The following is a 25,415-nucleotide window of genomic DNA, read 5'->3' on the forward strand; positions in this document are numbered from 1 at the left end:
CGTCAGACCAGCACGAAGTTGCCGACCAGGTCGATATCGTTGTCGACCGTGATCGCCACGCTGCCGTTGTACCAGGTGGTGAACTCCCCGTCGTTGTTCTCCCATAGCCACTGGCTGTCACCGAGGGTGACCCTGTCGTCCGCGCCGCCGGCGATGCGCAGCGGGCCGCCACCGGTCATGGCGAGCGCCGATTCGGTGTTGAACGCCAGTTCGAACGCGGTGCCGCTGCCGTCGCCCAGGTCGATGGCCTCGATATTGGCCAGGTGGCCGGCGATATCGGCCAGGTCGAGCATGGCGATGGCGGTGTCGCCGGTGCGCACCGATTGCGAAACGTCCAGCGTATCCTCGCCCGAGCCGCCGTCGAGGAAGGCGAAGGCCGTGCTGGCGGCGCTGATGCGGTCGTCGCCGGCCTGCGCGAACAGCGCCTCGCCTTCGCCGATGTCGAACGCGCCGCCATAGCCGTCGGCCACGTAGACCGTGCTGGCATTGAAGAACGGGCCGCCCAGGTTGCCCGCTTCGTCGGCAACGCGCAGGCCGATCGTGCCGCCATATCCCAGCTCGACGTCGTGCAGGTAGAGGTAGCCGTCCAGCGCGGCGCGCTGCCAGGTCACGCCGCGGTCCACCGTGAACTCGACCAGGTCGCCCTCGTCGAACTCGCCCATCACCTGTCCCGTGATCGTGCTGCTGCCGGCGATGAAGTCGAACGACGCGTAATCGATCGTCACGCCCGGCGCGGTGAGGTCGATCGCGATCGGCCCCAGCATGCCCGTTTCGCTGACCTGGCTTTCCGGGCCTGCTTCGTACTGGCGCACGCGCACCTGGCCTTCGCCATAGGTCGCGGACACGGGGTCGAGCTTGAAGTAATCGGCGAAGCCGGCCTGCCAGCTTTCGCCGCCATTCACGCTGTATTCCCACGAACCGCCGGGCTGCAGGCCGGCGACGTCGACGCGCACGTCGTTCGTCACGCCATCCTGTGCCTCGCCGCCGGGATCGGAAGCGCTGGCGCTGTCCACGTGCAGCGAAAGCTCCGGCGTGACGGGAACGACGATCACCTCGCCATCGCCCCCTTGCGCCGTGTCGAAGCGCAGCAGCACCGAGTCGGCCACCCAGCCCACGTTGCCCGCCGCATCCTGCAGGGGGCCCTGCGTCGCCAGCCGGTAGTGCGTGCCAGCGTCGAGCGCGTGCTTCAGCGTCAGCGTCAATTCCCGGGTGTCGCCGTTCCAGCGCAGGTCGCCCGCTTTGCCACTGAACTCCTGCACGTCACCGGAAGCGCTGGCCAGCACCAGCATGGTCGCGGCGTCCAGCATCACGTCTTCGTCGAACGTCAGCGTGATGGTGGGCAGCGTGCCCTCCACGACATCGCCTTCATCCGGCGCCGTGTCGGCCAGGGTGGGCGCCGTGGTGTCGATCGCCAGCTGCAGCATCTGCGCGCTGTAGTCGCCGGGCACGCCATTGCCGGCGACATCGGCGATGCGCGCGAAGAAGGTATGGATGCCCTCGGCGCCATGCAGCATGCCGCCGGTGAGCTGCACCCGCACCGACTGCGACACCAGGTTGCCGCCGGCATCGAAGTCGCCGGCTTGCAGCACGGTGCGCCCGGCGGGCGGGCCTTCATAGCCATCTTCCTGCACTTCGATCACGTCGCCGGGGCGGTAGCCCGCCTTGCCGGCCAGCGTCACCACCACCCACGGCTGCCCGGCGCTGGTGATGCCGTCGCCTGCAGTGCCGGAATCGCTGTCCGGCGCCAGCGCGGTCGTCGCGGCCCGTGCCGAGGCTTCGGGGGCGGCTGCGTCCACCACGTACTGCTGCGCCACGCTGGTCCGCACCGTGCCGGCCGCGTCCACCACGCGTACCGTAAGCGTGCCTTCGGCGGCGGCCAGTTGCAGTCCGCTGGCGAACCAGTAGCCATAGCCTTCGCCCTGTTGCGCATCGATGAATTCGGCGCCGTCGATCGATACCTGCACCCGGTCTCCCTCGCCGAGCGGCAGCGCGCAGTGGATCTCCAGGCCCTGGTCGCTGCCGGCATTGGTGATGAAGTCGGTGTCGTCGATGCCGCTGTCGTTCCACAGCCGGAGCGACAGGCTGGCCGGCGTAGCGTAGGCGAAGGATGCCGTGGCCGCCGCGCCAATGCCGTGGTTGCCGGCCAGGTCCACCGCGGCCGATGGTGCGAATGCCACCGAGCCGTTGCCTTCGCGGCCGGCATCCGGCACCAGCCGCGCGGTCCACGTGATGCCGTCCAGCGTCGCCAGATCTTCGAGGAGGCCGCCCTCGACCGCGAAGTCCGCCAGCGTGATGCCGCTGACGGCTTCGCTCAGCGTCAGCGTCAGCACGGCGTGCTCGCCCGTTTCCAGGTGGTCGTCGGACAGCGCCAGCGACAATACGGATGGCGGCGTGATGTCGCCCGGCTGCGCGGTCGTGAAATCGAGCCGGTTGCCGTCCACCAGGCCGGCATAGGCGTTGCCGGCCTGGTCCACCAGCACGCCGGCTTCCATCACCACGCTGTAGGCCATGTTGCCCAGCAGGTCGGCGGCAGGATCGATGGTCACCTTGTTTCCGGCAATCGTGACCTGGCTGGTGTCGCCGATATCGATGGCGCGCGTATCGGTGGCGCCGACGATGCGCGTGTGCAGCAGGCCATCGCGGCCCAGGTAGGTCTGGGTCGCCCCGTTCGTCACGTAGACCTTGCCGCTGCCGGCCTTCACCGCTGTCGAGAATGTCAGCTCGATATGGGCGCCGGTGGCGACCGCTCCGCTATCGTCGGCAGGTGTGGCGGCGCTGAGGAAGGGGCGGTCGGTGGCAAGCATGCGATGTTCCAGGGAAAAGTTTTGGCGTCATCATAGCAAAGATGCACCTTACTTTTCTTTATGGAAATGCCGAGCGACTGAAAAACAACGGTTGATACTGTTGAAAAAGCAACGGCCGGGGATGCCCATGAGGGCCGGCCGTTGTCCACGCATTGGATGATGTCAACGCAGGTAATCGATGATCAGCGGCGCGTGATCGGAGAATTTCACGTCCTTGTAGACGGAGACAGCTTGCGCGCATTGCGCGATGCCCGGGGTGGCGACGTGGTAATCGATGCGCCAGCCGACGTTCTTCGCATACGCCTGGCCGCGGTTGCTCCACCATGTGTACTGTTCCGCGCGCGGATCGAGGCCGCGGTGCACGTCCACGTAGCCGCACTCGTCGAACACGCGCGTCAGCCACGCCCGTTCCTCGGGCAGGAAACCGGAATTCTTCAGGTTGCCCTTCCAGTTCTTCAGGTCGATTTCCTTGTGGGCGATGTTCCAGTCGCCGCAGATGACGACTTCGCGGCCTTCGGCGCGCAATGCCATCAGGTGCGGCAGGAACAGGTTCATGAAGCGGAACTTGGCTTCCTGCCGCTCGGGCGATGAGGATCCGGAAGGGCAGTAGACGGAAATGATGGTCAGGTCGCCGAAGTCGCAGCGCACGTAGCGGCCCTCGGCATCGAATTCAGGGCTGCCGAAACCGATCTTCACGGCATCCGGTTCGATCTTGCTGTAGACGCCCGTACCCGAATAACCCTTTTTCTCGGCGTAGTGGAAATGGCCGTGGTAGCCGTGCGGATTGCTGAACTCGGCCGTCATGTCGCTGGCCTGGCACTTCAGTTCCTGCACGCAGATGAAATCGGCGGACTGGGTGCCCATCCAGTCGAAAAAGCCCTTCTTGGCGGCGGAGCGGATGCCATTCAGGTTGGCGGAGATGATCTTTGGCATGGATTAAAATACGGGCACTTTTTGAACAGGACCAGCATATGAGTAATATTTTAAGGCAACAGTTTATCGCGTTTTCCGTCTCGGCGGGAGTGCTGAAATTTGGCGAATTCACCACCAAGGCGGGGCGCCAGTCGCCGTATTTCTTCAATGCGGGCCTGTTCCACGACGGCGCCACGCTGGCGAAAGTGGCCGACTTCTACGCGCAGACCCTGCTCGACGCCGGCGTGGAATTCGACATGCTGTTCGGCCCTGCCTACAAGGGCATCACGCTGGCGTCGGCCACCGCGGTGGCGCTGGCCAACAAGGGCCGCAACACGTCGTTCGCCTATAACCGCAAGGAAGCCAAGGACCATGGCGAAGGCGGCACGCTGGTCGGCGCAAAGCTGTCCGGCAAGGTGGTCATCATCGACGACGTGATCTCGGCCGGCACCTCGGTGCGCGAATCGGTGGAGATGATCCGCAACGCCGGCGCCGAGCCGTGCGCCGTGCTGATCGCGCTGGACCGGATGGAGCGGGGCGGCAAGGATGGCGTGGTGTCGGACCTGTCCGCGGTGCAGGAAGTGAGCAGGAACTACAACATTCCCGTCATCTCGATCGGCAACCTGGCCGACCTGCTGGGTTACCTGTCCGCCGATCCGGCGCTGGCACAGCACAAGGATGCGGTAGCGGCCTACCGCGACCGCTACGGGATCGCCTGAGCGGGTTGCTGGGCATCAACTTAATTGTTGCGGCCGCCGTTGGTTGTGCTTAAATATGGGTAACAACGGAGGAGCCGCAATGAACAAAGCATCCCTGAAAGTGTATGGCGACGAGGCCGCGGTTGCCGACGCGCGCGACGGCTTGCCCAGCGAGCCGGAAGTCAGCTGGAAGAAGGGCAACGTGCGGCCCGATGGCCGCGTGCGCATCGATGACGGCTTCTATGTGAGCCTGGGCGAGGATGCCAACCCGGCCGCGCTGGTCCGCCACCTGCGCGCCTGGCTGCATGAATGCGAGGCGCGCGGCATCACCTTCGACGTGCCGCCGCTGGCCGCCGAACTGCGGATCGCCATGATCGACGTGGGGCCGGACGACGCGCTCGATTTCTCGATCGCCGACCTGACCCTGTTCGTCAACATGGGCATCACGCTCAGTATCACAGGCTGATGGTCACTGGCTGATGGTTACTGGGTGATGGTTACTGGCTGATGGTGAGGGGCTGATGCGCTTCGCAGAAGACCGGCTCGATTCCTTCGGCGGCCGGGCCGGCGCGCCGCGCACCGTGCATGTCTGGGAGCCGCCGGAATCGCCACGCTGCGTGCTGCTGGCTCTGCACGGCGGCATGGCCCATGCGGGGGACTGGGTCACGCCGGCGCGCTATTTCCGCGCACGCGGCATCGCCACCGCGGCTTTCGACCTGTGCGGCCATGGCGCCGGCAGGCGTGCCGACATCCCCGATTTCGGCATCCTCGTCGAGGAGACCGGCCTGTTCCTCGACTGGATACGCGCGCGCTGGCCCGGCATCCCCGTGTTCGTCATCGCTCACTCGATGGGGGCCCTGGTCGCGACGAAGTTCGGACTGGCGGGTGGCGGCGATGTCGCCGGCTATATCCTGTCGTCGCCGTATTACGTGAACGCGGTGGCCGTGCCCGCCGTCCTGCAAAAGCTGTCCACCGTGCTGGCGCGGCTCCTGCCGGCGATGAAGGTACCGCTGGCATCCCTGACCGATGTGCTCACGCACGATGCCGCCATCACCGCTCGCCATCGCCTCGACGAAGCCGATGGCATCCGCGCCTCCGAGATCACGATGCGCTTCGGGCACGCGCTGCAACAGGCGCAGCGTGGCCTGTCGCTGGCGGGCTGGCGCCATCCGCTGTACGTGGTGCTGGCCGGCCAGGATGAACTGGCCGATACCCAGGCTGCGCTGCGCCTGCTGAGCGCCGTGCCGTCCCACCTGCTGGCCTGCCGCGTCGAGGCGGCCAACCGCCACGAGAATTTCAACGAACTGAACCGCGACGACATCTTTGCCGGCATCGCCGCATGGATCGAGCGCACCCTCCTGCAACGGGACGGTTAAAAAGACCACATACTATTGGTCGGAATACCATTAGCATCGAAGGCTCCCATACGACAGGAGGATGCCATGGACTCGATCAATCGCAACCAGCCGGAACACAACCACAAGGACTTGACCGGGCATGATGCGGTCAAGCGGATCAGGCACATCGTCGACGATGCGGAGAGCTGCTTCTTCGTCAGCAGCGGCACCGATGCGCGGCCGATGTCGGTGCTCGATGTCGACGAGGCGGGCAGCCTGTGGTTCATGAGCGCGGCCGACAGCCACAAGAACGCGGAAGTCGCCGCAGACCCGAAAGTGCGCGTGTACTTCCAGGCATCGAAGCATGCCGGTTTCCTGTACCTGGACGGCATCGCCACGATCTCGCGCGATCCCGCCCGCATCCGTGAACTGTGGAGCCCGGAACTGGCCACCTGGTTCACGGAAGGGCTGGGCGACCCCCGCATTACGCTGATCCGCGTGGTGCCCACGGATGGCTACTACTGGGACAACAAGCACGGCAACCTGGTGCAGGGCCTGAAGATCATGGTGGGTGCCGCGATCGGCAAGACGCTGGACGATTCGATCGAAGGCCGCGTGGCGCCGTGACGGCCGGCGTCAGCGCGGGCCGCGCGTGACCTTCGCCACGTAGGTCGGTAGCCTCCATGCGCCGCCGGGTGCCACCAGGCGGCACATGCCGGAAGTGGCCGACTCGGCCAGCACGAAGCGGTGGCCGTCCCAGACCCATTCCCTGGTAGCCCAGCAGTCGCCCAGGCCGCGGCCCTTCTGCGCCGACGTAATGATGCCGGCCGCGTAGTCGGTGGCGTCGGCGGTAACCAGTTCCAGGTTGAACGGCGCGGCCTTGTTGGCCACGAGATAGGCGCTGCCGGTGTTGTAGGCGCCTGTCCAGCAGGGCATCTGCACCAGCAGTTTTTCCGGGGTCAGTTTCATCACGGTCAACTGGTCCGGCGCGAAGGCCTCGCAGCCGCTGGTACCGGCATCGAGCGCCTTGCGCAGTTCGCGGAGCAGGGCGGTGCGGGCCGCCGGCGGCAGGTTCACCTCGGTCGAACCGGCCGATGCGGGTGAGACCTCGGGCGCCGGCAGTGGTCCAGGCACGGTATCCTCGGGCCGGCTGCCCTTGCGCAGCAGCGCCCCCATGGTGCCGAGGCGGCCCTGGACTTCATCCATCTTCAGCAGCACGGCGGAAGCGCCCTTGCCGGACAGCGCCCAAGTGTGCGTGCCGTCGGTCCATTCCACCCGGCCGGTGCCCGAAACGGCCGAGACCAGCGCCTGCACCTGAGCGGGCGTCAGCGTGCCATGCTGGGCCTCGATCGTCACCGGCCCCAGCGCCTTGCCATCGATCTTCATCGCCACCGTTGCCGATTTCGGCTCCGGCGCATCGTCGCCATAGCTGCCCAGCTGCAGCGTGGCCGCGAGGGCGCGCCCGGGACCCGCCACGCGCTCGATCAGCACGGAAACGGCCGGCTCCACACCGTCGGGCTGGTACCCGGCCGCGCGGCACGTGCGCGTGTTGTCGCACGCCAGTTCCCAGTCGTGGTGGCTGAATTCCGTGCCGGCGGGCGTGGCGGCAAGCACGGGAATGGCCAGGGTGGCCAGCAAGGGAGCGATCAGTTTTTTCATGTCGACAAGATAACAAAAAAAGGCGCCGCGGCGCCTTTTTTTAAAAACGGTGACAGGCACCATTTAAGTTGAAATGTTTCTCAAAAAATGGTGACTGTCACCGATTTTGACCGATTTTAACCATCGGAGCCTGTCACCGTTTTCTTCCTCAGCGCGCCAGCCTCTGCTTGAGCAGTTCCGCGAAAAATAGTGACTGTCACCGTTTTTCCGGCAATGTTTCCCGGAAAATGGAGCCTGTCACCGGTTTTTTGGAAATGTTTCTCAAAAATGGTGACTGTCACCGTTTTTGAGAATCGGAGCCTGTCACCGGTTTTTTGGTCAGCCCGCCAGCTTCTGCTTGAGCAGCTCGGTCAGCTGTGCCGGGTTGGCCTTGCCTTTCGATGCCTTCATGGCCTGGCCGATCAGCGCGTTGATCGCCGCTTCCTTGCCGGCGCGGTATTGCTCGACCGACTTGGCGTTGTTGGCGATGACTTCGTCGACGATGGCGACCAGGGCGCCCGCGTCGGACACCTGGCCCAGGTCTTTTTCCTTGATGATGGCGTCGACCAGCGCGGCGTCATCCGAATTGGCTTCCCACAGCGCCTGGAAGACTTCCTTGGCCGCCTTGTTCGAGATGGTGCCGTCGGCGATGCGCTTGAGCATGAGCGCCAGCTGCGCCGGCTTCACGGGCGCGTCGGCGATGTCGACGTCGTTGCGGTTCAGCGTCGAGGACACGTCGCCCATCAGCCAGTTCGCCGCTGCCTTGGCGTTTTCCTGGCCGGCGGCGGCCACCACGGCTTCGAAGTAGGTGGCCATCGCCTTCGACGAGGTCAGCACCAGCGAATCGTATTCCGGCAGCTTGTACTGGCCGACGAAGCGCTCGCGCATCACGGCCGGCAGTTCCGGCATCGCCGCTTTCACGCGCTCGATCCAGTCCTCGGAAATCGCCAGCGGCGGCAGGTCGGGGTCGGGGAAATAGCGGTAATCCTGCGCATCTTCCTTGCTGCGCATTTCGCGGGTTTCCTTGCGGTCCGGGTCGTACAGGCGGGTGGCCTGCACCACCTTGCCCCCATCCTCGATCAGCTCGATCTGGCGGCGCACTTCCACGTTGACCGCTTCCTCGATGAAGCGGAACGAGTTCAGGTTCTTGATCTCGCAGCGGGTGCCGAATTCGGTCTGGCCTTTCGGGCGCACGGACACGTTCACGTCGCAGCGGAACGAGCCTTCCTGCATGTTGCCGTCGCAAACGCCCAGCCACATCACCAGGCCATGCAGCGCCTTGGCGTAGGCCACCGCTTCCTGCGCCGAGCGGATTTCCGGTTCGGAGACGATTTCCAGCAGCGGCGTGCCGGCCCGGTTCAGGTCGATGCCGGACATGCCGTGGTAATCCTCGTGCAGCGATTTGCCGGCGTCTTCTTCCAGGTGCGCGCGCGTCAGGTTCACGGTCTTGGTGACGAACTTGCCATCCTTCTCGAAACCGAACGTCAGCGAGCCGCCCTGCACGACCGGGTCATCCATCTGGCTGATCTGGTAACCCTTCGGCAAGTCGGGGTAGAAATAATTCTTGCGGGCGAAGATCGATTGCGGCGCGATCTTCGCGCCCACGGCCAGGCCGAAGCGGATCGCGCGGTCGACCGCCTGCTTGTTCATCACCGGCAGCACGCCCGGCAACGCCAGGTCGACGGGGCTGGCCTGCGTGTTCGGCTCGGCGCCGAACGCGGTCGGCGAGCCACTGAAGATTTTCGAATCGGTCGTGAGCTGCACGTGGTTCTCGAGACCGATGACGACTTCCCATTCCATATTGTTCTTCCTTGTGATCTCTTGGATGCGATCAGGCAGCGGCCGGAGCGCGTGCGTGCCAGTCGGTCGCCTGCTGGAACTGGTGGGCGATGTTCAGCAGCTTCGCCTCGGCAAAGTAATTGCCGATGAGTTGCAGGCCCACCGGGCGGTTCGCGTTCTTGTCGCCCTGGCCGAAACCGCAGGGGATCGACATGCCGGGCAAGCCGGCCAGGCTGGTCGACAGCGTGAAGATGTCGGCCAGGTAGTTCGCCACCGGATCGTCCGCCTTCGAACCCAGGTCCCAGGCCACGGTCGGGGCCACCGGGCCCATGATCACGTCGCACACGGCATCGGGGCCGGAGAGCACCTTGGCGAAATCGTCGGCGATCAGGCGGCGGATCTTCTGGGCCTTCACGTAGTAAGCATCGTAGTAGCCATGGCACAGCACGTACGTGCCCACCATGATGCGGCGCTGCACCTCGGGGCCGAAGCCCTGGGCGCGCGTCTTGCGGTACATGTCCTGCAGGTCCTTGTAGCCCTCGGCGCGGAAGCCGTAGCGCACGCCGTCGAAGCGCGACAGGTTCGACGACGCCTCGGCCGGCGCGATCATGTAATAGGCCGGGATCGACAGCGCCGTGTTCGGCAGCGAGATGTCGACGAGCGTGGCGCCCAGTTTCACGAACTGCTCGAGCGCCGCGCGCACGGCCGCTTCCACGTCGGCAGCCAGGCCTTCGCCGAAGTATTCCTTCGGCACGCCGATGCGCAGGCCGGCCAGCGGTTCGTTCAGGTTGCGCGTGAAATCCTCATGCACGCCACCCTGTTCCGGCGCCAGGCTGGTCGAATCGCGCTCGTCGTAGCCGGCCATCGCCGACAGCAGCAGGGCGCAATCCTCGGCGGTCTGCGCCATCGGGCCGCCCTGGTCCAGCGACGAAGCAAACGCGATCATGCCGAAGCGCGACACGCGGCCATAGGTCGGCTTGATGCCGGTGATGCCGCAGAACGCGGCGGGCTGGCGGATCGAGCCGCCCGTGTCGGTGCCGGTCACGGCCGGCGCCAGGCGTGCCGCCACGGCCGCCGCCGAACCGCCGGACGAACCGCCCGGCACGGCATGCGTGTCCCACGGGTTCTTCACGGCGCCGAAGGCCGAATTCTCGTTCGACGACCCCATCGCGAATTCGTCGCAATTAAGCTTGCCCAGGTGGACCATGCCCACGCCATGCAGTTTTTCGACCACGGTGGCGTCGAACGGGCTCACATAATCGGCCAGCATCTTCGAGCCGGCCGTGGAGCGCCAGCCGCGCGTCCCGAAAATAGCCCTGTGGGCGATCGGCACGCCCGCCAGCGCGTGCGCGGCGCCTGCGGCAAGGCGGGCATCGGCATCGGCGGCCTGGGCCAGCGTCAGCGCGCGATCCACGTGCAGGAAGGCGTTCAGGTCGCTCGCTTCGATACGGTCGAGGTAGTGCGTCGCCAGCTCGGTGGCGGAAATCTCCTTCGACTGCAGCAGCGTGGACAGTTCTTTGAGGGTCTTGGTATGGATCATGGTGTTGTTCTGCTGTCCCGCCGCCGGGCGGCGGGAGGATGGATTAGTCGATCACCTTCGGCACCAGGTACAGGCCGTCCTCGGTCTTCGGTGCCACTTTCTGGTAATCGTCGCGGCGGTTCGGCTCGGTGGGCACGTCGTCGCGCAGGCGCAGCGCCACCTGCATGTGCGCGGCCAGCGGGTGCGCCAGCGGCGGTACGCCTTCGGTATCCACGGCGCGCATCTGCTCGGCCAGCGCGAAGATGCCGTTCAGCTTGTCCAGCATCGCCGCGGAATGCTGTTCGTCCAGTTCCAGTTGCGCCAGCTTGGCGATGCGGTTTACGTCGGTGGGTGTCAGGGCCATTTTCGGGGCGCGCAAAGCGCTAGTCATAAAACTGAGGGTTTCGATAAGACTTTTGTAACATCGGCCATTTTCACCCTAAAACCCCGGCAAACCTGCATAAACGCAGGCTTCGGGGTCCGCACATTTGAGTGGATTCAGGGCAAATAGCCCGTGAATTATAAGGTAGAATGCCGGGTTGATGCGTTGCCGGCATCCCGGTGGCCGCCAGTCTGGCAGAGCCCCGCTTCCCAGGCCGACGCATCACAGGACAATCTTCTAACTGCCCACGCGCGGGCAAGAGCGCTACAGGATACTCATGTTTGGTTTTTTACGCAGGTACATCTCGTCCGATCTGGCCATTGACCTCGGCACGGCAAATACTCTTATTTACGTGCGCGGTTCGGGCATCGTGCTCGATGAGCCCTCGGTGGTGGCGATCCGCCAGGAAGGCGGCCCGAATGGCAAGAAGACTATCCAGGCGGTCGGCAAGGAAGCCAAGCAGATGCTGGGCAAGGTACCCGGCAACATCGAAGCGATCCGCCCGATGAAGGATGGCGTGATCGCCGACTTCACCGTGACCGAGCAGATGCTCAAGCAGTTCATCCGCATGGTGCATGACTCGAAGTTCTTTCGCCCGTCGCCGCGCATCATCATCTGCGTGCCGTGCGGCTCGACCCAGGTGGAACGCCGCGCGATCCGCGAATCGGCCCTCGGCGCCGGCGCTTCGCAGGTCTACCTGATCGAGGAGCCGATGGCGGCCGCGATCGGCGCCGGCCTGCCGGTATCCGATGCGACGGGTTCGATGGTGGTCGACATCGGCGGCGGCACCACCGAAGTGGGCATCATCTCGCTGGGCGGCATGGTCTACAAGGGTTCCGTGCGCGTGGGCGGCGACAAGTTCGACGAAGCGATCGTCAACTACATCCGCCGCAACTACGGCATGCTGATCGGCGAACAGACGGCCGAAGCGATCAAGAAGGCGATCGGCTCCGCGTTCCCGGGTTCGGAAGTGAAGGAAATGGAAGTCAAGGGCCGCAACCTGTCCGAAGGCATCCCGCGTTCGTTCACGATCTCGTCGAACGAGATCCTGGAAGCGCTGACCGACCCGCTGAACAATATCGTGTCGGCCGTGAAGAACGCGCTGGAACAGACGCCGCCGGAACTGGGCGCGGACATCGCCGAAAAAGGCATGATGCTGACCGGCGGCGGCGCGCTGCTGCGCGACCTGGATCGGCTGCTGATGGAAGAAACCGGCCTGCCGGTGCTGGTGGCCGAAGACCCGCTGACTTGCGTGGTGCGCGGTTCGGGCATGGCGCTGGAACGCATGGACCAGCTGGGATCGATCTTCTCGTACGAGTGATCCCCGCCACGATCGCGGCTGCGGTCTTCATCTGCAATGGATTGCGGATGGGTGCAGCCAGGCGTTAGCAATACCGGGCGGTTCGTGCCATGTGCGCGGCCGCCCATGTCCTTTCAGGATCTATGGAATACAGTCCGCCGCCACTCTTCAAGCAAGGGGCGTCCGCGCGCGCCAAGATGGTGATCTGCGCGTGCATCTCGATCGCATTGCTGTTGTTCGATTCGCGCGTGGGCGCGCTGACCGTGGTGCGCCAGGTGGTCGGTACCGTGCTGTATCCGCTGCAGGTGGCGGCGATGCTGCCGCGCGATGCCCTGGCGGGCGTAGGCACGTATTTCTCCACCTTGTCCGGCCTGGAAAAACAGGTGCGCGAACTGCGCACGCAGCAGATCGCCATGGCGCACACGCTGCAGCAGGCGCAGCTCACGCAGGCCGAGAACGCCCAGTTGCGCAGGCTGCTCGAAGCCCGTGAAAAAGTGCCGGGCAAGACGATGCTGGCGGAAATCCTCTACGACGCGCGCGACGTGTTCACCCGCAAGGTGATCCTGAACCGCGGCATGCAGCAGGGCGTGCGGGCCGGCCTGCCGGTGATCGACAACCAGGGCGTGGTGGGGCAGGTCACGCGGGTGTTTCCCTTCACGTCCGAAGTCACGCTGCTGACCGACAAGGAGCAGGCGATTCCCGTGCAGGTGCTGCGCAACGGCCTGCGCAGCGTTGCCTATGGGCGCGGCCAATCCGGCAACCTGGACCTGCGCTTCATGGCGCCGAACGCCGACGTGATGGTGGGCGATATCCTGATCACGTCCGGCATCGACGGCGTGTATCCGGCCGGCCTGGCGGTGGCCCGCGTCACGCAGGTGGAGAACAGCGCGAACGGCATGTTCGGCCGCGTGGTGTGCCAGCCGCTGGCCGGCATCGAACGCAATACACAGCTGCTGATCCTGATGTCGCTGCCGGAGATGCCACCGCGTCCGCCGGAAGAAGATACCAGCAAGCCGGTCAAGAAAAAGAAAGCGGCCGATCCGGCCACCGCGCCATCCGCTGCCACGCCGGCCGCCGAGGGCGCCGCGGGTGTTCCTGCAGCGGCCCAAGCCAATGTACCCGCAGGCCCGGCGGCGCCGGGCCTGCGCCCGGGAGCGCCGCCGCAACCGCTGGCCACCGCGCCGGCCGGTGTCCAGGCCACCGCGCCGGCGGCGTCGCCCGTCGCGCCGCGCGCCAATGCGCCAGCGCCCGCACCCGCAGCCGTGGCACCGAGGGAGAACCGATGAACCGTCCGCAGTACATCCTGCTGCCCGTCAGCCCCATCTTCATCGCGATCAGCCTGCTGGCCGCGTTCCTGCTCAACCTGATGCCCTGGGGCCAGTTCATCGCCGCGCCGGACTTCGTGGCGCTGGTGCTGGTATTCTGGGGCGTGCACCAGCCGCGCCGGGTCGGCATCGGCACCGCATTCTGCCTGGGCCTGCTGATGGACGTGCACGATGCCACGCTGCTGGGCGAGAATGCGCTGGCGTACACGCTGCTGTCGTATTGCGCGATCATGATGCATCGCCGCGTGCTGTGGTTCCGCATCAGCACCCAGGCCATGCATGTGCTGCCGCTGCTGCTGCTGGCGCAGGCGGTGCAGTTGCTGGTGCGCTTCCTGGTCTCCGGCAAATTCCCAGGCTGGTTCTACTTTGTCGAAAGCTTCGTGTCGGCGCTGCTGTGGCCCCTGATCACGATGCTGCTGCTGGCGCCGCAGCGCCGCGCGGTCGACAAGGACCACACCCGCCCGATCTGATGCGCCCGGAAGCAATCACGCCACATCGCCACCCATGACCGAGCTGAAGAACAACGAGCGCGAACTGCACCTGTTCCGGGTGCGGCTGACGCTGCTCGGCACCCTCGTCTTCATCTGCTTCGCGCTGCTGCTCGCGCGCCTGGTCTGGCTGCAGGTGATCCGCCACACCGACTACATGGCGCAGGCCGAGGACAACCGGATCGCCGTGGTGCCGATCCAGCCGAACCGGGGCCTGATCCTGGACCGCAACGGCGTGGTCCTGGCGCGCAACTACTCGGCCTACACGCTCGAGATCACGCCGTCCAAGCTGCGCGTGCCGCTGGAGGAGATGATCGATGCGCTGGCCCTGATCGTCGAGGTGACGCCGAAGGACCGCCGCCGCTTCAAGAAGCTGATGGACGAGTCGAAGAACTTCGCCAGCGTGCCGCTGCGCACCCGGCTGTCCGACGAGGAGGTGGCGCGCTTTACCGCGAACCGGTTCCGCTACCCCGGCGTGGAAGTGCAGGCGCGCCTGTTCCGCAACTATCCGCTGGGCGAGACGGCGTCGCACGTGATCGGCTACATCGGCCGCATCAACCAGAAGGAAGCCAAGGCGATCGAGGAGCGCGAGGATGCCGCGAACTACAACGGCACCGACTACATCGGCAAGGAAGGCCTGGAAAAGAGCTATGAAAAGCACTTGCACGGCATTACCGGCTACGAGGAAGTCGAAGTGTCGGCGGGCGGGCGCGCGATCCGCACGCTGTCGCGCACGCCGCCCACCTCCGGCAGCAACCTGATCCTGTCGATCGACATCGAACTGCAGAAGATCGCCGAGGAAGCGTTCGGCGAATGGCGCGGCGCGCTGGTGGCGATCGAACCGTCGACCGGCGACGTGCTGGCGTATGTGTCCCGGCCGGGCTACGACCCGAACCTGTTCGTGGACGGTATCGATTCGCAGAGCTGGAACGAACTGAATACGTCGCTCGACCGGCCGATGGTGAACCGGCCGCTGTCCGGCACCTATGCGCCCGGCTCGACGTTCAAGCCGTTCATGGCGCTGGCCGCGCTGGAGACGGGCAAGCGCACGCCGTCGCAGGCCATCTTCGATCCGGGCTTCATGTACCTCGGCACCCACAAGTTCCGCGACGACGTGGTGAACGGCCACGGCACGGTGGACTTGCGCAAGTCGATCGTGGTGTCGTGCAACACGTACTACTACCACCTGGGCCGCGACATGGGGATCGACATGATCCACGACTTCATGAAGCCGTTCGGCTTCGGCCAGAAGACCGGTATCGACCTGGACAACGAGAAGACCGGCGTGCTGCCATCCAAGGAATGGAAGCAGTCGCGCTACAAGAAGAACCCGCGCGGCGGCAAGTGGGTGGGCGGCGACACGATCTCGGTGTCGAACGGTTCCGGCTACAACTCCTATACGCCGCTGCAGATCGCCCACGCGGTGGCGAACCTGGCCAACAACGGCATCGTGATGAAGCCGCACCTGGTGAAGATCATCGAGGATGGCGGCACGCGCGCCCGCACGCTGACCGTGCCGAAGGAAAGCTACCGCATTCCGCTGAAGCAGCAGAACATCGACCTGATCAAGGACGCCATGGTCGGCGTGGTCAGCGAGCAGGGCGGCACGGCGACGCGCGCCTTCGCCGGGGTGCAATACACGGTGGGTGGCAAGACGGGTACCGCGCAGGTCGTCGGCATCCGCAAGAACGAGAAATACAACGCCAAGACGCTGGCCGAGCGCCTGCGCGACAATGCGCTGTTCACCGCCTTCGCTCCGGCCGACAAGCCGCGCATCGTGATCGCCATGGTGGTCGAGAATGCCGGCTTCGGCGGCGCCGTGGCCGCGCCGATCGCCCGCAAGGTGCTCGACTACTACATGCTCGGCAAGCGGCCGACCGAGAAGAACACCGACAAGGTGCCGAAGGAAGACGCCGAAGTGTTCGAGCCCATCGAAGGCCCGCTCGCCGAGGAAGAAGCGGCGCTGGCCCGCGAACAGCTGGCGGCGCAGCAGGCGCAGGCCGGGCAGGGCGCACAGCCGGGGGCGCCGGCGGCAGCGGGGCAGGGCGCGGTGAAGCCGGCGCCGCGGGCTCCTGCGGGGGCGGCACAGAATCCGCCGCCCGGACCGGGACTGATGCCGGTGCGTCCGCCGACCACCACGGCGCCGGCATCCGCTGCGCCACCCGCACCGGCGGGACGGCCAGCGGCCCAGGCGCCCGCGCAAGGGACGGCGCCGCCGCGCCCGGCGGAGGGGCGGGCGCAGCAGCCCGCCGCCATCCCGCCAAGGAACAGGGAATAACATGCGCATCAACGAACGACGCTCGCTGTGGCGGCGGCTGAAACCCTATGTGGCGGTATTCGACCCGCCGCTGCTGCTGTTGCTGGCACTGCTGCTGGGCACCAGCCTGGTCACGCTGTACTCGGCCAGCCTGGGTATCGAAGGCAAGATCGAGGACCAGCTGCGCAATATCGCCATGTGCGTGCTGGTCATGTGGATCACGTCGAACATCTCGCCGCAGAACCTGATGCGGATCGCCGTCCCCGCCTATACGGTGACGGTATTGCTGCTGGTGGCGGTGGCGCTGGTCGGCACCATCAAGCTGGGCGCGCGGCGCTGGCTGCATATCGGCATCATCGATATCCAGCCTTCCGAGCTGGCCAAGATCGCCGTGCCGCTGATGCTGGCCTGGTACTTCCAGCACCAGCAGGGCCACCTGCGCTGGCATTCCTATGTGGTGGGCGCGCTGCTGCTGCTGGTGCCGGTGGGGCTGGTGATGCGCCAGCCCGACCTGGGCACCTCGCTGCTGGTGGTGGCCGCCGGCTTCGCCGTGATCTATCTCGCCGGGCTGCCGTGGCGCGCCATGCTGGCACTCGTGGTGGCCGGCGCATGCTTCATGCCGGTGGCATGGTCGATGATGCACGACTACCAGCGCCAGCGCGTGATGACGCTGATCGATCCCACCGCCGACCCGCTGGGCAAGGGCTTCCACATCATCCAGTCCACCATCGCGATCGGCTCGGGGGGCATCACCGGCAAGGGCTGGACCAAGGGCACCCAGACACACCTGGAATTCATTCCGGAACGCACCACGGACTTCATCTTCTCGGTCTATTCCGAGGAATTCGGCCTGGCGGGTAACCTGTTCCTGATGTTGCTGTACCTGTTGCTGATCGGCCGCGGCATGATGATCGCCGCCAATGCCCCCGATTTCTTTACTCGCCTGCTGGCAGGAGCGATGACGATGATCTTCTTTACTTACGCATTCGTGAACATGGGCATGGTGAGCGGCATCCTGCCCGTGGTGGGCGTGCCGCTGCCGTTCATGAGTTATGGCGGTACCGCGCTGCTGACACTGGGCATCGTGTCGGGCATCCTGATGAGCGTGCAGCGCCACCGCAAGCTGGTGCAGACCTGATGGCGCGCCGGTACACTTTTTCCTGGCCGGGTTTTTCGTCCAGTTTCCCGCCCGTTTTTTCCTCCATTTCCACGCGCGCCGGAACATGCGCGCTGCTGGCGGCCATGCTGGCGCTGGCCGGCTGCGGCGGCCCGGAAGTCGTCGGCAAGCTGCCTGGCGCGCCGAAGGTGAAGCCGAAGCACCGTGAACCCGGCGTGCCCGACCTGCCGCCGGCCGGCTCGGGGCGCGGCGCCTACTACAAGGACGACGGCCCAGGCGACGAGCCGCCGCCGAACCTGCTGCAGACGCCCGATGCCGAGGTGCGCAACGATCCGCCGCTGCCGCGCGCCAACCGTCCCTACACGGTATTCGGCACCACGTACGAACCGATCCCGCACGACAAGCCCTATACGGCGCGCGGCCTGGGCACCTGGTACGGCAAGAAATTCCACGGGCAGCGCACGTCGTCCGGCGAACTGTACGACATGTACAAGATGTCGGCGGCGCATCCGACCCTGCCGATTCCTTCGTATGCGCGGGTGACCAACCTGTCCAACGGCAAATCCGTCGTGGTGCGCATCAACGACCGCGGACCGTTCAAGTCGTCGCGCGTGATCGACGTGTCCTACACGGCGGCGCTGAAACTGGGCCTCCTGCTCAATGGCAGCAGCGAACTGGAAGTGACGCGCCTGATGCCGGACGAGATCGACAAGATGGTCGCGGCCCGCAAGGCGGGCGTCGTCATCGCCGCGGTGGAAGGCGTACCTGTGAGCGCGTTGCGCCCGGGCGCGCCGCTGCTGGCCAGCGCCGGCCCGGACGAGCTGGAAGACTTCATCCTGTCGCGTGGCACGGCGGCCGATACGGCGGCGCCATCCTCCAACGGCTTTTACCTGCAGCTGGGCGCCTACGCCAAGGAAACCAGCGCCGCCATGATGCGTGAACGCGTCGCCAGCGCCACCCGCGGCAGTGAATTCTCCGTGGTGCAGGTGGGCCCGCTGTACCGGCTGTACGGCGGCCCGTTCGGCTCCCGCGAAGAAGCCGCCGCCGCCGCCGCCCGCCTGCCCACCGGCCTGCGGCTCAAGCCCCTGATCGTGCAGCGCGAAATCAATTAACAAAATTTCCTGAAACCGGGGACAGTCCCCAAGGCAGGGACAGTCCCCACGGCGGGGACAGTCCCCCTGACTTTTACAACAGCTTTTGTGGGGTTCTAACCACAGTTGAGCGCTTGGGCCGTGCTTGCTATTTCACTGGCACCTGCGGAGTTGCTGTGCCTTGAATCCGGCGGCGATCTTTTCGAGCCGGGCGCGGGTGGTGGTGCCGATGTCGCGGAACTGGAACACGAGCTGCTTCGATGGCGCGTAGCGCGGAGTGATGCGCACGCCCGTGACACCCTGCTTGACCAGGGCGGCAAGCTGCGTCTGCGCGGCGGCTTCCTGCTTGAACACGCCCAGCGAGATCGCCAGCCGCATCGGCTGGTTGTCGGGGATGATGTAGAAGTTGTCGACGCCTTTCGCGCGCAGGTCGGCGGCCTTGCGGTTGGCCGCTTCGCGATTGGCGAACGGCGGGATGTTCACCACGTAGCTGGACACTTCCTGGCCCGGCACGTTGCGGCGCGACTGGCGGTCGCCCAGCTGCAGAGGCGCCAGTTCGGCCTCGAAGCGGCGCGCCTCGGCAAGCATGAAATTGCCGATCTCGATGCAGGCCACGGCCACCGCTTCATCCTTCGGCGGCGGGCCGGGCGGTTCGGGCGGTGCGGCGGCGGCCGCCGCGGCAGTGGCCTGCGCCGGCGGGATTATTTTCAGCGCCTTCGTGTTCAGCTGCCTGGCCAGCCGCCCGGGTTCCCGTTCGCCATCGGCGACATTGCCCGCATAGCCCTGGCCCACGGCGAACAGCGCCACGTTCGCGGCCAGCAGCGCGAAAAAGCAGAACTTCAGCATGGCGAACTCAGCATGTTTCATCCATTTCGCCGGCCAGCAGTGCCGCGTGCAGGCCGAGCATCACGATATTGTCCACGTGGCGCGCCGGCGTATTGAGTACCGGGGCGATCAGCGGAGCGGCTCCGCCGGAGATGATACAGTGCGCGCCGCCATGCGCGGCAATCGCGCGCTCGATTGCGCCGGCTTGCGCCGCCAGGCAGCCCGACAGGATGGCGTCATGGGTGTTGCCGGCGAACGTGGGCGGCAATGCGGTGCCGGCATCGATCTGTGGCAATTGCGCCGTGTTGCGCGCCAGCGCGCCCGACATCAGCCGCAATCCCGGCAGGATCATGCCGCCGATGAAGGTACCGTCCGCCGTGACCGCATCGACGGTGGTCGCCGTGCCGCAGTTGGCGATGACCAGGTCCTGCCCCGGCGCGAACGCCCGCGCGCCGATCGCGGCGGCGAAGCGGTCGCAGCCCAGTTGCGCGGGATTGGCATAGCCGTTCAGGATGCCGGCGCGCCACGGCACGGAGGCAAACCATTCGACGGCGGCCTGCGGCGCACAGATGCGCAGGGCGCCTTCGATCGCCGCACGCACGCCGCCGCCGGCTACGTTGGCCACCAGCACGCGCTGCGGCACGATCTGCGCCGCCTGCCATTCGCCGGCCAGCGTATCGAGCAGCCCGTGCGCCATCGCGCCGTGCAGGCGCCATTGTCCGGCTGGCGCACCGGCATCGGCCAGCGCCCACTTGACGCGGGTATTGCCGGCATCGACCACCAGCCAGGTGGCGGCGCCGGCCGTCATGCGAGCCTCAGCGAAACGTCGCCGGACAGCACGGCCACGCGTCCGGCCGAGGTGTCGAGCAGCAACCGGCCGGCATCATCGACGCCGGCGGCAAGACCCTGGTGCACCACATTGCCCTGGTCGAGGATATTCACCGGCTGGCCGCGCCAGGCCTGCAGCGCGTTCCACCGGTCGCGGAACGGCGCGAAGCCGGTGTCGTCGAATTCGGCCAGTACGGCGGCGAGGCGCGACAGCAGCAGGGCCACCAGTTCGTTGCGGTCCATTCGCGCCAGCCAGGGTGCCGACGACACGGCGCGGCCGATCGCCGCCTCCATGTCGTCCGGCATGGCCAGGTTGATGCCGCAGCCGATCACGGCCCACGGCACGCCGTCGGGTGCGGCGCCGGTTTCCACCAGGATGCCGGCCAGCTTGGCGCCATCCTTCATCAGGTCGTTCGGCCATTTCAGCTGCACCGGCACGTCCAGCGAGGCCACCGTTTCCGCCAGCGCCACGCCGACCGCCAGCGGCAGGCCGGCCAGCCGCTGCAGCGGCCCCTTGAACGGCCATGCCAGCGAAAACGTCAGCGATGCGCCAGGTGCCGACAGCCAGGGCCGGCCGGCGCGGCCGCGGCCGGCGGTCTGCACGTCGGCGATCCGCAGCACGGGGCGGGACAGCGTACCCGCGGGCAGGCGGGCCAGCAGGTCGGCATTGGTGGAACCGGTTTCGGATACCGCCTCGATGGCGACATGGGATGCGCTGGCGGCGCAGCGTGCGAGGATCTTCGCTGCGTCCAGCAGGGGAATGGCGGCTGTCATGGTGCGCTCTTGCGCGCCTTGCGGGGCGCGCGGGCAAAGGCCAGATCATACAGCGGGTCCGGCAGCCAGCGCAGCAGCTTCGCCACGACGCCCATCTGCCACGGGATCACGCGGTAGCGCACACCGCCGCCGATGGCCCGCACCGCCCGGTCGGCGAAGCGCTCCGGCGCCATCAGGAACGGCATGTGGTACTTGTTCTGCCGCGTCATCGGCGTGTCGATGTAGCCGGGCGCGATCGTCACCACGCGGATGCCGTGGCGGCGCATTTCCAGCCGCAGCGCTTCGCAATAGGTGACCACCGCCGCCTTCGACGCGCTGTAGCCGCCGCCGCCCGGCAGGCCGCGCACCCCGGCCACGCTGGCCATGCCGACCAGCGTGCCATGGCGCTGTTCGCGCATCGCCTCGATGAACGGGCCGAAGGTGGCCACCGTGGCGGTAACGTTGGTGGCGATGATCGCTTCGAACACCGGCAAGTCTTCCGGCACTTCGGTCAGCGTGCCGTGCGAGATGCCGGCGTTGGCGATCACGATGTCGATGCCGCCGGCATGGGCGATGAAGTCGCTTGCCGCGGCGGCGAGCGCCGCATGGTCGCAGACATCGCCGGGATAGACGCGGTGCCGGGAAAGGCCGGAACCAGAGGGGTGAAGGGATGCGGCCAGTTCGCGCAGCGCGCTTTCGCGGCGGGCGAACAGGCCGAGGGTGGCGCCATCGCGCGCATAGCGGGCGGCCAGGGCGGCGCCGATGCCGCTGGACGCGCCCGTGATGAACACGCGCGGCCCCGCGGCGGCCAGCGCCGTGGCCAGTGCGTCGGCCATTACTTCTTCTCGGCCTTTGCCTTCGCGACCAGGAAGTCGAGCACCTGCGTGGTGGCCTGCTGCTGCGCGGCCTCGGTGGCGAGGTTGTCGTTGGCCTTGCCCGTCAGGCTCGGCGAAGCCTGCCAGCGGCCGTCGACGACCAGCAGCGGCCAGTACTCGACCTTGTAGCTTTCCATCAGCGCGGACGAGCGGCGCACCTTGCCGGCCACCCCGAACGAGCGGTAGGTGTCGATGAATTTCTGCTTGTCGACACCGTTCTGCGCGACCCAGTCGAATACTTCCTCGTCGCGGGTGAAGCTGTGGCTGCCGCCACGCAGCGCGGCCAATACCTTCGACTGCAGCGCGTCGGCCAGGCCGAGCGATTCGAGCGCGTAGTACAGCTTCTGCTGCGGCGCCAGCCGGTCGTTGTAGGGCACGTGCACGCGCTTGAAGACGATGTTGTCGCCCTGTTTCTTCACCCAGGCCGACAGGATCGGATCGAAGGTCTGGCAGTGCGGGCACCAGTAGGCGAAGAATTCGATCACTTCCACCTTCTTGCCGGTGTCGGTCGGCTGCGGCGTCGGCAAGGCCGTGTACTCGGCGCCTTCCTTCGGCGCGGCGGGCGATGCGGCCACGCCGGCGGCAAACGTGACGCCGACCGCGGCCAGCACGATGGCGGAGCGAATCTGCTTCATCAAGCGCATGGGGAATTCCTTATCTCTGGTTGCGGACCACGGCGACATCGACGCCGTTCTCGGACAGCTTGCTGCGCACCTTGTTCATCGCCTCGACCTGCGAGAACGGGCCCACGCGCACACGGTGCAGCACGCCGGAATCGGTGGTGCGGTCCGTGACGGACGCCTCGAAGCCCAGCAGCGCCAGCTTGGCGCGCACCGCCTCGGCATCGGCCGTTTCGCGGTAGGCGCCTGCCTGCAGGTAGTACACCCACTTGTCCTCGCCCGCCGGGGAAGGGGCCGGGGCGGCCGACTGGGTCGGCGGCGCGGCCGTGTTCGGCGGCACCGGTGCCGCCGGGTTGGCGGCCTTCGGTTCCGCGCCGTTCTGGATCCGGTCCACCACGGCCTGCAGCGGATCGGCCGCGGGTGCCGGCTGCTGCGCTTCCTGCGCCGGCGGCTTCTGCTCGCGCTCGAAGTCGCGGTTGGCGCTGCGCGCCGCTTCGCGGTTGCCGTACATCGGCTTGTTCGGATCGGCGATCTGGCCGGACGATTCGGCCGGCTTGCTGGCGCGCGCCGTGCGCTCGGTGAACGGGGACTGCCCCTTGGTGATCATCAGCGCCACGATCACCGCGATGACCAGGCCGATGACCAGGCCGATGATGATGCCGACCAGCGTGCTGCCCTGCTGGCGCACGGGCAGCCGGGGGGAAGAGCGGAAACTCATTGTACGGAAGGTCCTTTCAGGTCCGGTTACATTTTCTCCGGCGCGGAAACGCCGATCAGGGCCAGGCCGTTGCGCAGCACCTGGCGGGTGGCGACCGCCAGTGCCAGGCGGGCCAGCTTCAGTGCCTCGTCGTCGTCGAGCAGCCATTTGTGGGCGAAGTAATAGCTGTGCAGCTCGCCGGCCAGCTCGCGCAGGTAGAACGCGACCTGGTGCGGGCCCAGCTCGGCCTGGGCGCGCTGCAGCATTTCCGGATATTCCGCCAGCTTGGCCAGCAGGCTGGCTTCGTGCGGCGCGGTCAGCAGCGACAGGTCGACGCCGGCCAGCTGCGCTTCGTCGCCGCCCCAGTTGGCCAGCGCGGAGCAGATGCGCGCATGCGCGTACTGCACGTAGTAGACCGGGTTCTCGTCGGAAGTCTTCAGCGCCACGTCGACATCGAAGACGAATTCCGTGTCAGCCTTGCGCGAGATGAGGAAGAAGCGCACGGCGTCGCGGCCGCGCGCGATGTCGCCGCCGCCGGACCATTCGATCAGGTCGCGCACGGTCACGTAGGAGCCGGCGCGCTTGGAGATCTTCACCTCGGCGCCATCCTTCATCACGGTGACCATCTTGTGCAGCACGTAGTCGGGGTAGCCTTGCGGGATGTCCATGCCGACCGCCTGCAGGCCGGCGCGCACGCGGGCGATCGTGCCGTGGTGGTCGGAACCCTGCACGTTGATCGCCTGCGTGAAGCCGCGCTGGAACTTGACGATGTGGTAGGCCACGTCCGGCACGAAATACGTGAAGGTGCCGTCGGTCTTGCGCATCACGCGGTCCTTGTCGTCGCCGTAGTCGGTGGTGCGCAGCCACAGCGCGCCGCCATCCTCGTACGTGTGGCCATTGGCCACCAGCGCGCCCACGGCCGCTTCCACCTTGCCGTCCTTGTACAGCGACGATTCCAGGTAATAGTTGTCGAACTTGACGCCGAATGCCTGCAGGTCGATGTCCTGCTCGTTGCGCAGGTACGTGACGGCAAATGCGCGGATCGATTCCAGGTCTTCCACGTCGCCGGAGCCGGTGACGGGGGCGCCATCGCTGGCCGACACCGTTTTCTTCAGCAGGAAGTCGGCGGCGATGTCGGCGATGTAGTCGCCGTTATAGGCCGATTCGGGCCACTCGGCGTCGCCCGGCTTGAAGCCGCGGGCGCGCGCCTGCACCGAGGTGGCCAGCGTGTGGATCTGCACGCCGGCATCGTTGTAGTAGAACTCGCGGGTCACGCCGAAGCCCTGCGCCTCGAACAGCGACGACAGCGCGTCGCCCAGCGCCGCCTGGCGGCCATGGCCCACGTGCAGCGGGCCGGTCGGGTTGGCCGACACGAACTCGATGATCACGCTCTTGCCGGTGCCGGCTTCGCCGCGGCCGTAGCCGTTGCCCTGCGCCAGCACGGTCTTGACGACGGCCTGCTTGGCGGCGTCCGCCACGCGCAGGTTGATGAAGCCGGGGCCGGCGATGTCGGCCGAGGCGACCAGCCCCTTGCCGTCGGGGTTTTCCAGCAGCGCGCCGACGATCTTCGTGGCCAGTTCGCGCGGGTTCATTTTCAGCTGCTTCGCCAGCTGCATGGCGATATTGCAGGCAACGTCGCCATGCGCCGGGTCGCGCGGGCGCTCGAGCACCACGTTGGCGGTCACGGAAGTGCCTTCCAGGAGCGGGGCGAGGGCGGCCTGGAACAGGGCGGCGATCTGTTGTTTTTGTTGGGCGAGCATGGGCGGATTCGGTCGGATCTGGACGGAAGTAAAACGGTGTAAAAAACGCGCAGAACGCGTCTCGGAGATCGGACATTATACCGGTTTGCGTTCCCGTTTGATAATTGGGCAAGAGCGGGGCAAGAGCGGGGCAAGCGGCGGGCAAGAGCTGGGCAAGAGGCGGGCAAGAGGCGGGCAAGAGGCGGGCAAGTGGCGCGCCGGCCCAGTGCCGCACTGCTACAATCCTGCCCTTGACAGAGCACCACGAAAGAACACGATGAACAAGCGCCCGACGCTGTCGCTGAAGAGCAAGCCAGCCCCGGCCACGAAAAAGCCCGCTGCCCGCAAGCCGGCTGCCGCCAACACCACCGGGGCGGCCCGGCCGGCCGGCAAACCCGCCGGGAAGCCTGCCGGGAAGCCTGCCGCCGGGA

Annotated in this window: 23 protein-coding genes; 10 read left to right on the forward strand and 13 right to left on the reverse strand. The window is 66.5% G+C overall.

Going from position 1 to position 25,415, the window contains the following annotated elements:
• Nucleotides 1-2: 2 nt before the first annotated feature.
• The gene (locus OU994_RS05685; protein WP_281609965.1) at nucleotides 3-2,804 is read right to left on the reverse strand and encodes an Ig-like domain-containing protein; all 2,802 of its coding nucleotides are present in this window, start codon (nucleotides 2,802-2,804) and stop codon (nucleotides 3-5) included.
• A 162-nt stretch (nucleotides 2,805-2,966) separates the two neighbouring features.
• The gene (locus tag OU994_RS05690) at nucleotides 2,967-3,737 is read right to left on the reverse strand and encodes an exodeoxyribonuclease III (protein ID WP_281609966.1); all 771 of its coding nucleotides are present in this window, start codon (nucleotides 3,735-3,737) and stop codon (nucleotides 2,967-2,969) included.
• 38 nt (nucleotides 3,738-3,775) lie between these two features.
• Here OU994_RS05690 and pyrE point away from each other — a divergent pair, with 38 nt between their 5' ends.
• From pyrE to OU994_RS05710, 4 genes are all read left to right on the forward strand, one after another.
• Nucleotides 3,776-4,435 carry an orotate phosphoribosyltransferase gene (pyrE, locus tag OU994_RS05695; protein WP_281609967.1) on the forward strand — a complete coding sequence of 220 codons (660 nt, stop codon included), beginning with the start codon at nucleotides 3,776-3,778 and terminating at the stop codon, nucleotides 4,433-4,435.
• Between the two features lie 79 nt (nucleotides 4,436-4,514).
• Entirely contained in the window at nucleotides 4,515-4,880 is a 366-nt protein-coding gene (locus tag OU994_RS05700; RefSeq protein WP_281609968.1) for a hypothetical protein, read from the forward strand.
• A 55-nt stretch (nucleotides 4,881-4,935) separates the two neighbouring features.
• Nucleotides 4,936-5,790, forward strand: coding sequence for an alpha/beta fold hydrolase (locus OU994_RS05705; RefSeq protein WP_281609969.1), 855 nt, complete (start codon nucleotides 4,936-4,938; stop codon nucleotides 5,788-5,790).
• Nucleotides 5,791-5,856: 66 nt separating this feature from the next.
• Entirely contained in the window at nucleotides 5,857-6,378 is a 522-nt protein-coding gene (locus tag OU994_RS05710) for a pyridoxamine 5'-phosphate oxidase family protein (RefSeq protein WP_131147771.1), read from the forward strand.
• A 9-nt stretch (nucleotides 6,379-6,387) separates the two neighbouring features.
• Here OU994_RS05710 and OU994_RS05715 read toward each other — a convergent pair whose 3' ends face one another.
• The 4 genes from OU994_RS05715 to gatC form a co-directional block, all read right to left on the reverse strand.
• Entirely contained in the window at nucleotides 6,388-7,410 is a 1,023-nt protein-coding gene (locus OU994_RS05715; protein WP_281609970.1) for a DUF1176 domain-containing protein, read from the reverse strand.
• A gap of 318 nt (nucleotides 7,411-7,728) precedes the next feature.
• Nucleotides 7,729-9,207 (reverse strand): Asp-tRNA(Asn)/Glu-tRNA(Gln) amidotransferase subunit GatB, encoded by a 1,479-nt coding sequence (gene gatB, locus OU994_RS05720; RefSeq protein WP_260117428.1) that lies wholly within the window; start codon nucleotides 9,205-9,207, stop codon nucleotides 7,729-7,731.
• A 13-nt stretch (nucleotides 9,208-9,220) separates the two neighbouring features.
• Nucleotides 9,221-10,705 (reverse strand): Asp-tRNA(Asn)/Glu-tRNA(Gln) amidotransferase subunit GatA, encoded by a 1,485-nt coding sequence (gene gatA / locus OU994_RS05725; RefSeq protein ID WP_281611587.1) that lies wholly within the window; start codon nucleotides 10,703-10,705, stop codon nucleotides 9,221-9,223.
• A gap of 46 nt (nucleotides 10,706-10,751) precedes the next feature.
• On the reverse strand, nucleotides 10,752-11,051 hold the full coding sequence (gene gatC, locus OU994_RS05730) for an Asp-tRNA(Asn)/Glu-tRNA(Gln) amidotransferase subunit GatC (protein WP_131147768.1): 300 nt from the start codon (nucleotides 11,049-11,051) through the stop codon (nucleotides 10,752-10,754).
• A gap of 295 nt (nucleotides 11,052-11,346) precedes the next feature.
• On the opposite strand from gatC, the gene OU994_RS05735 reads away from it, so the two are divergent.
• The 6 genes from OU994_RS05735 to OU994_RS05760 all read left to right on the forward strand — a co-directional run bounded on the left by OU994_RS05735 (nucleotide 11,347) and on the right by OU994_RS05760 (nucleotide 18,668).
• Nucleotides 11,347-12,390 (forward strand): rod shape-determining protein, encoded by a 1,044-nt coding sequence (locus OU994_RS05735; RefSeq protein WP_050409489.1) that lies wholly within the window; start codon nucleotides 11,347-11,349, stop codon nucleotides 12,388-12,390.
• Between the two features lie 122 nt (nucleotides 12,391-12,512).
• Nucleotides 12,513-13,655, forward strand: coding sequence for a rod shape-determining protein MreC (mreC, locus tag OU994_RS05740; protein ID WP_281609971.1), 1,143 nt, complete (start codon nucleotides 12,513-12,515; stop codon nucleotides 13,653-13,655).
• Entirely contained in the window at nucleotides 13,652-14,164 is a 513-nt protein-coding gene (gene mreD / locus OU994_RS05745; RefSeq protein ID WP_131147766.1) for a rod shape-determining protein MreD, read from the forward strand. Before mreC ends, mreD begins: the two co-directional genes overlap by 4 nt.
• Before the next feature lie 34 nt (nucleotides 14,165-14,198).
• The gene (gene mrdA / locus OU994_RS05750) at nucleotides 14,199-16,460 is read left to right on the forward strand and encodes a penicillin-binding protein 2 (protein ID WP_281609972.1); all 2,262 of its coding nucleotides are present in this window, start codon (nucleotides 14,199-14,201) and stop codon (nucleotides 16,458-16,460) included.
• A gap of 1 nt (nucleotide 16,461) precedes the next feature.
• Nucleotides 16,462-17,577: a rod shape-determining protein RodA gene (rodA, locus tag OU994_RS05755; protein ID WP_281609973.1), complete on the forward strand. Its 1,116-nt coding sequence runs from the start codon at nucleotides 16,462-16,464 to the stop codon at nucleotides 17,575-17,577.
• Nucleotides 17,577-18,668 carry a septal ring lytic transglycosylase RlpA family protein gene (locus OU994_RS05760; protein WP_281609974.1) on the forward strand — a complete coding sequence of 364 codons (1,092 nt, stop codon included), beginning with the start codon at nucleotides 17,577-17,579 and terminating at the stop codon, nucleotides 18,666-18,668. Before rodA ends, OU994_RS05760 begins: the two co-directional genes overlap by 1 nt.
• Nucleotides 18,669-18,800: 132 nt before the next feature.
• Here the strand turns inward: OU994_RS05760 and OU994_RS05765 are convergent, their stop codons facing one another.
• From OU994_RS05765 to argS, 7 genes are read right to left on the reverse strand one after another with little or no spacing between them, the layout of a single operon-like run.
• Nucleotides 18,801-19,514, reverse strand: a complete 714-nt coding sequence (locus tag OU994_RS05765; RefSeq protein WP_281609975.1) for an SPOR domain-containing protein — start codon at nucleotides 19,512-19,514, stop codon at nucleotides 18,801-18,803.
• Nucleotides 19,501-20,280 carry a type III pantothenate kinase gene (locus OU994_RS05770; protein WP_281609976.1) on the reverse strand — a complete coding sequence of 260 codons (780 nt, stop codon included), beginning with the start codon at nucleotides 20,278-20,280 and terminating at the stop codon, nucleotides 19,501-19,503. The genes OU994_RS05765 and OU994_RS05770 overlap by 14 nt, the downstream gene beginning before the upstream one ends.
• Nucleotides 20,277-21,074 carry a biotin--[acetyl-CoA-carboxylase] ligase gene (locus OU994_RS05775; RefSeq protein ID WP_281609977.1) on the reverse strand — a complete coding sequence of 266 codons (798 nt, stop codon included), beginning with the start codon at nucleotides 21,072-21,074 and terminating at the stop codon, nucleotides 20,277-20,279. The genes OU994_RS05770 and OU994_RS05775 overlap by 4 nt, the downstream gene beginning before the upstream one ends.
• Complete coding sequence (locus OU994_RS05780; RefSeq protein WP_281609978.1) at nucleotides 21,071-21,889, reverse strand: SDR family oxidoreductase; 819 nt, start codon at nucleotides 21,887-21,889, stop codon at nucleotides 21,071-21,073. Before OU994_RS05780 ends, OU994_RS05775 begins: the two co-directional genes overlap by 4 nt.
• The gene (locus OU994_RS05785) at nucleotides 21,889-22,572 is read right to left on the reverse strand and encodes a thiol:disulfide interchange protein DsbA/DsbL (protein ID WP_131147759.1); all 684 of its coding nucleotides are present in this window, start codon (nucleotides 22,570-22,572) and stop codon (nucleotides 21,889-21,891) included. Before OU994_RS05785 ends, OU994_RS05780 begins: the two co-directional genes overlap by 1 nt.
• Nucleotides 22,573-22,582: 10 nt before the next feature.
• The gene (locus tag OU994_RS05790; RefSeq protein ID WP_281609979.1) at nucleotides 22,583-23,266 is read right to left on the reverse strand and encodes an SPOR domain-containing protein; all 684 of its coding nucleotides are present in this window, start codon (nucleotides 23,264-23,266) and stop codon (nucleotides 22,583-22,585) included.
• 26 nt (nucleotides 23,267-23,292) lie between these two features.
• Nucleotides 23,293-25,005, reverse strand: coding sequence for an arginine--tRNA ligase (gene argS / locus OU994_RS05795; RefSeq protein ID WP_281609980.1), 1,713 nt, complete (start codon nucleotides 25,003-25,005; stop codon nucleotides 23,293-23,295).
• Nucleotides 25,006-25,415: the final 410 nt, after the last annotated feature.

It is taken from the genome of Pseudoduganella sp. SL102, assembly GCF_027856995.1.
In the GTDB taxonomy this organism is placed as follows: Bacteria; Pseudomonadota; Gammaproteobacteria; order Burkholderiales; family Burkholderiaceae_D; genus Rugamonas; species Rugamonas albidiflava.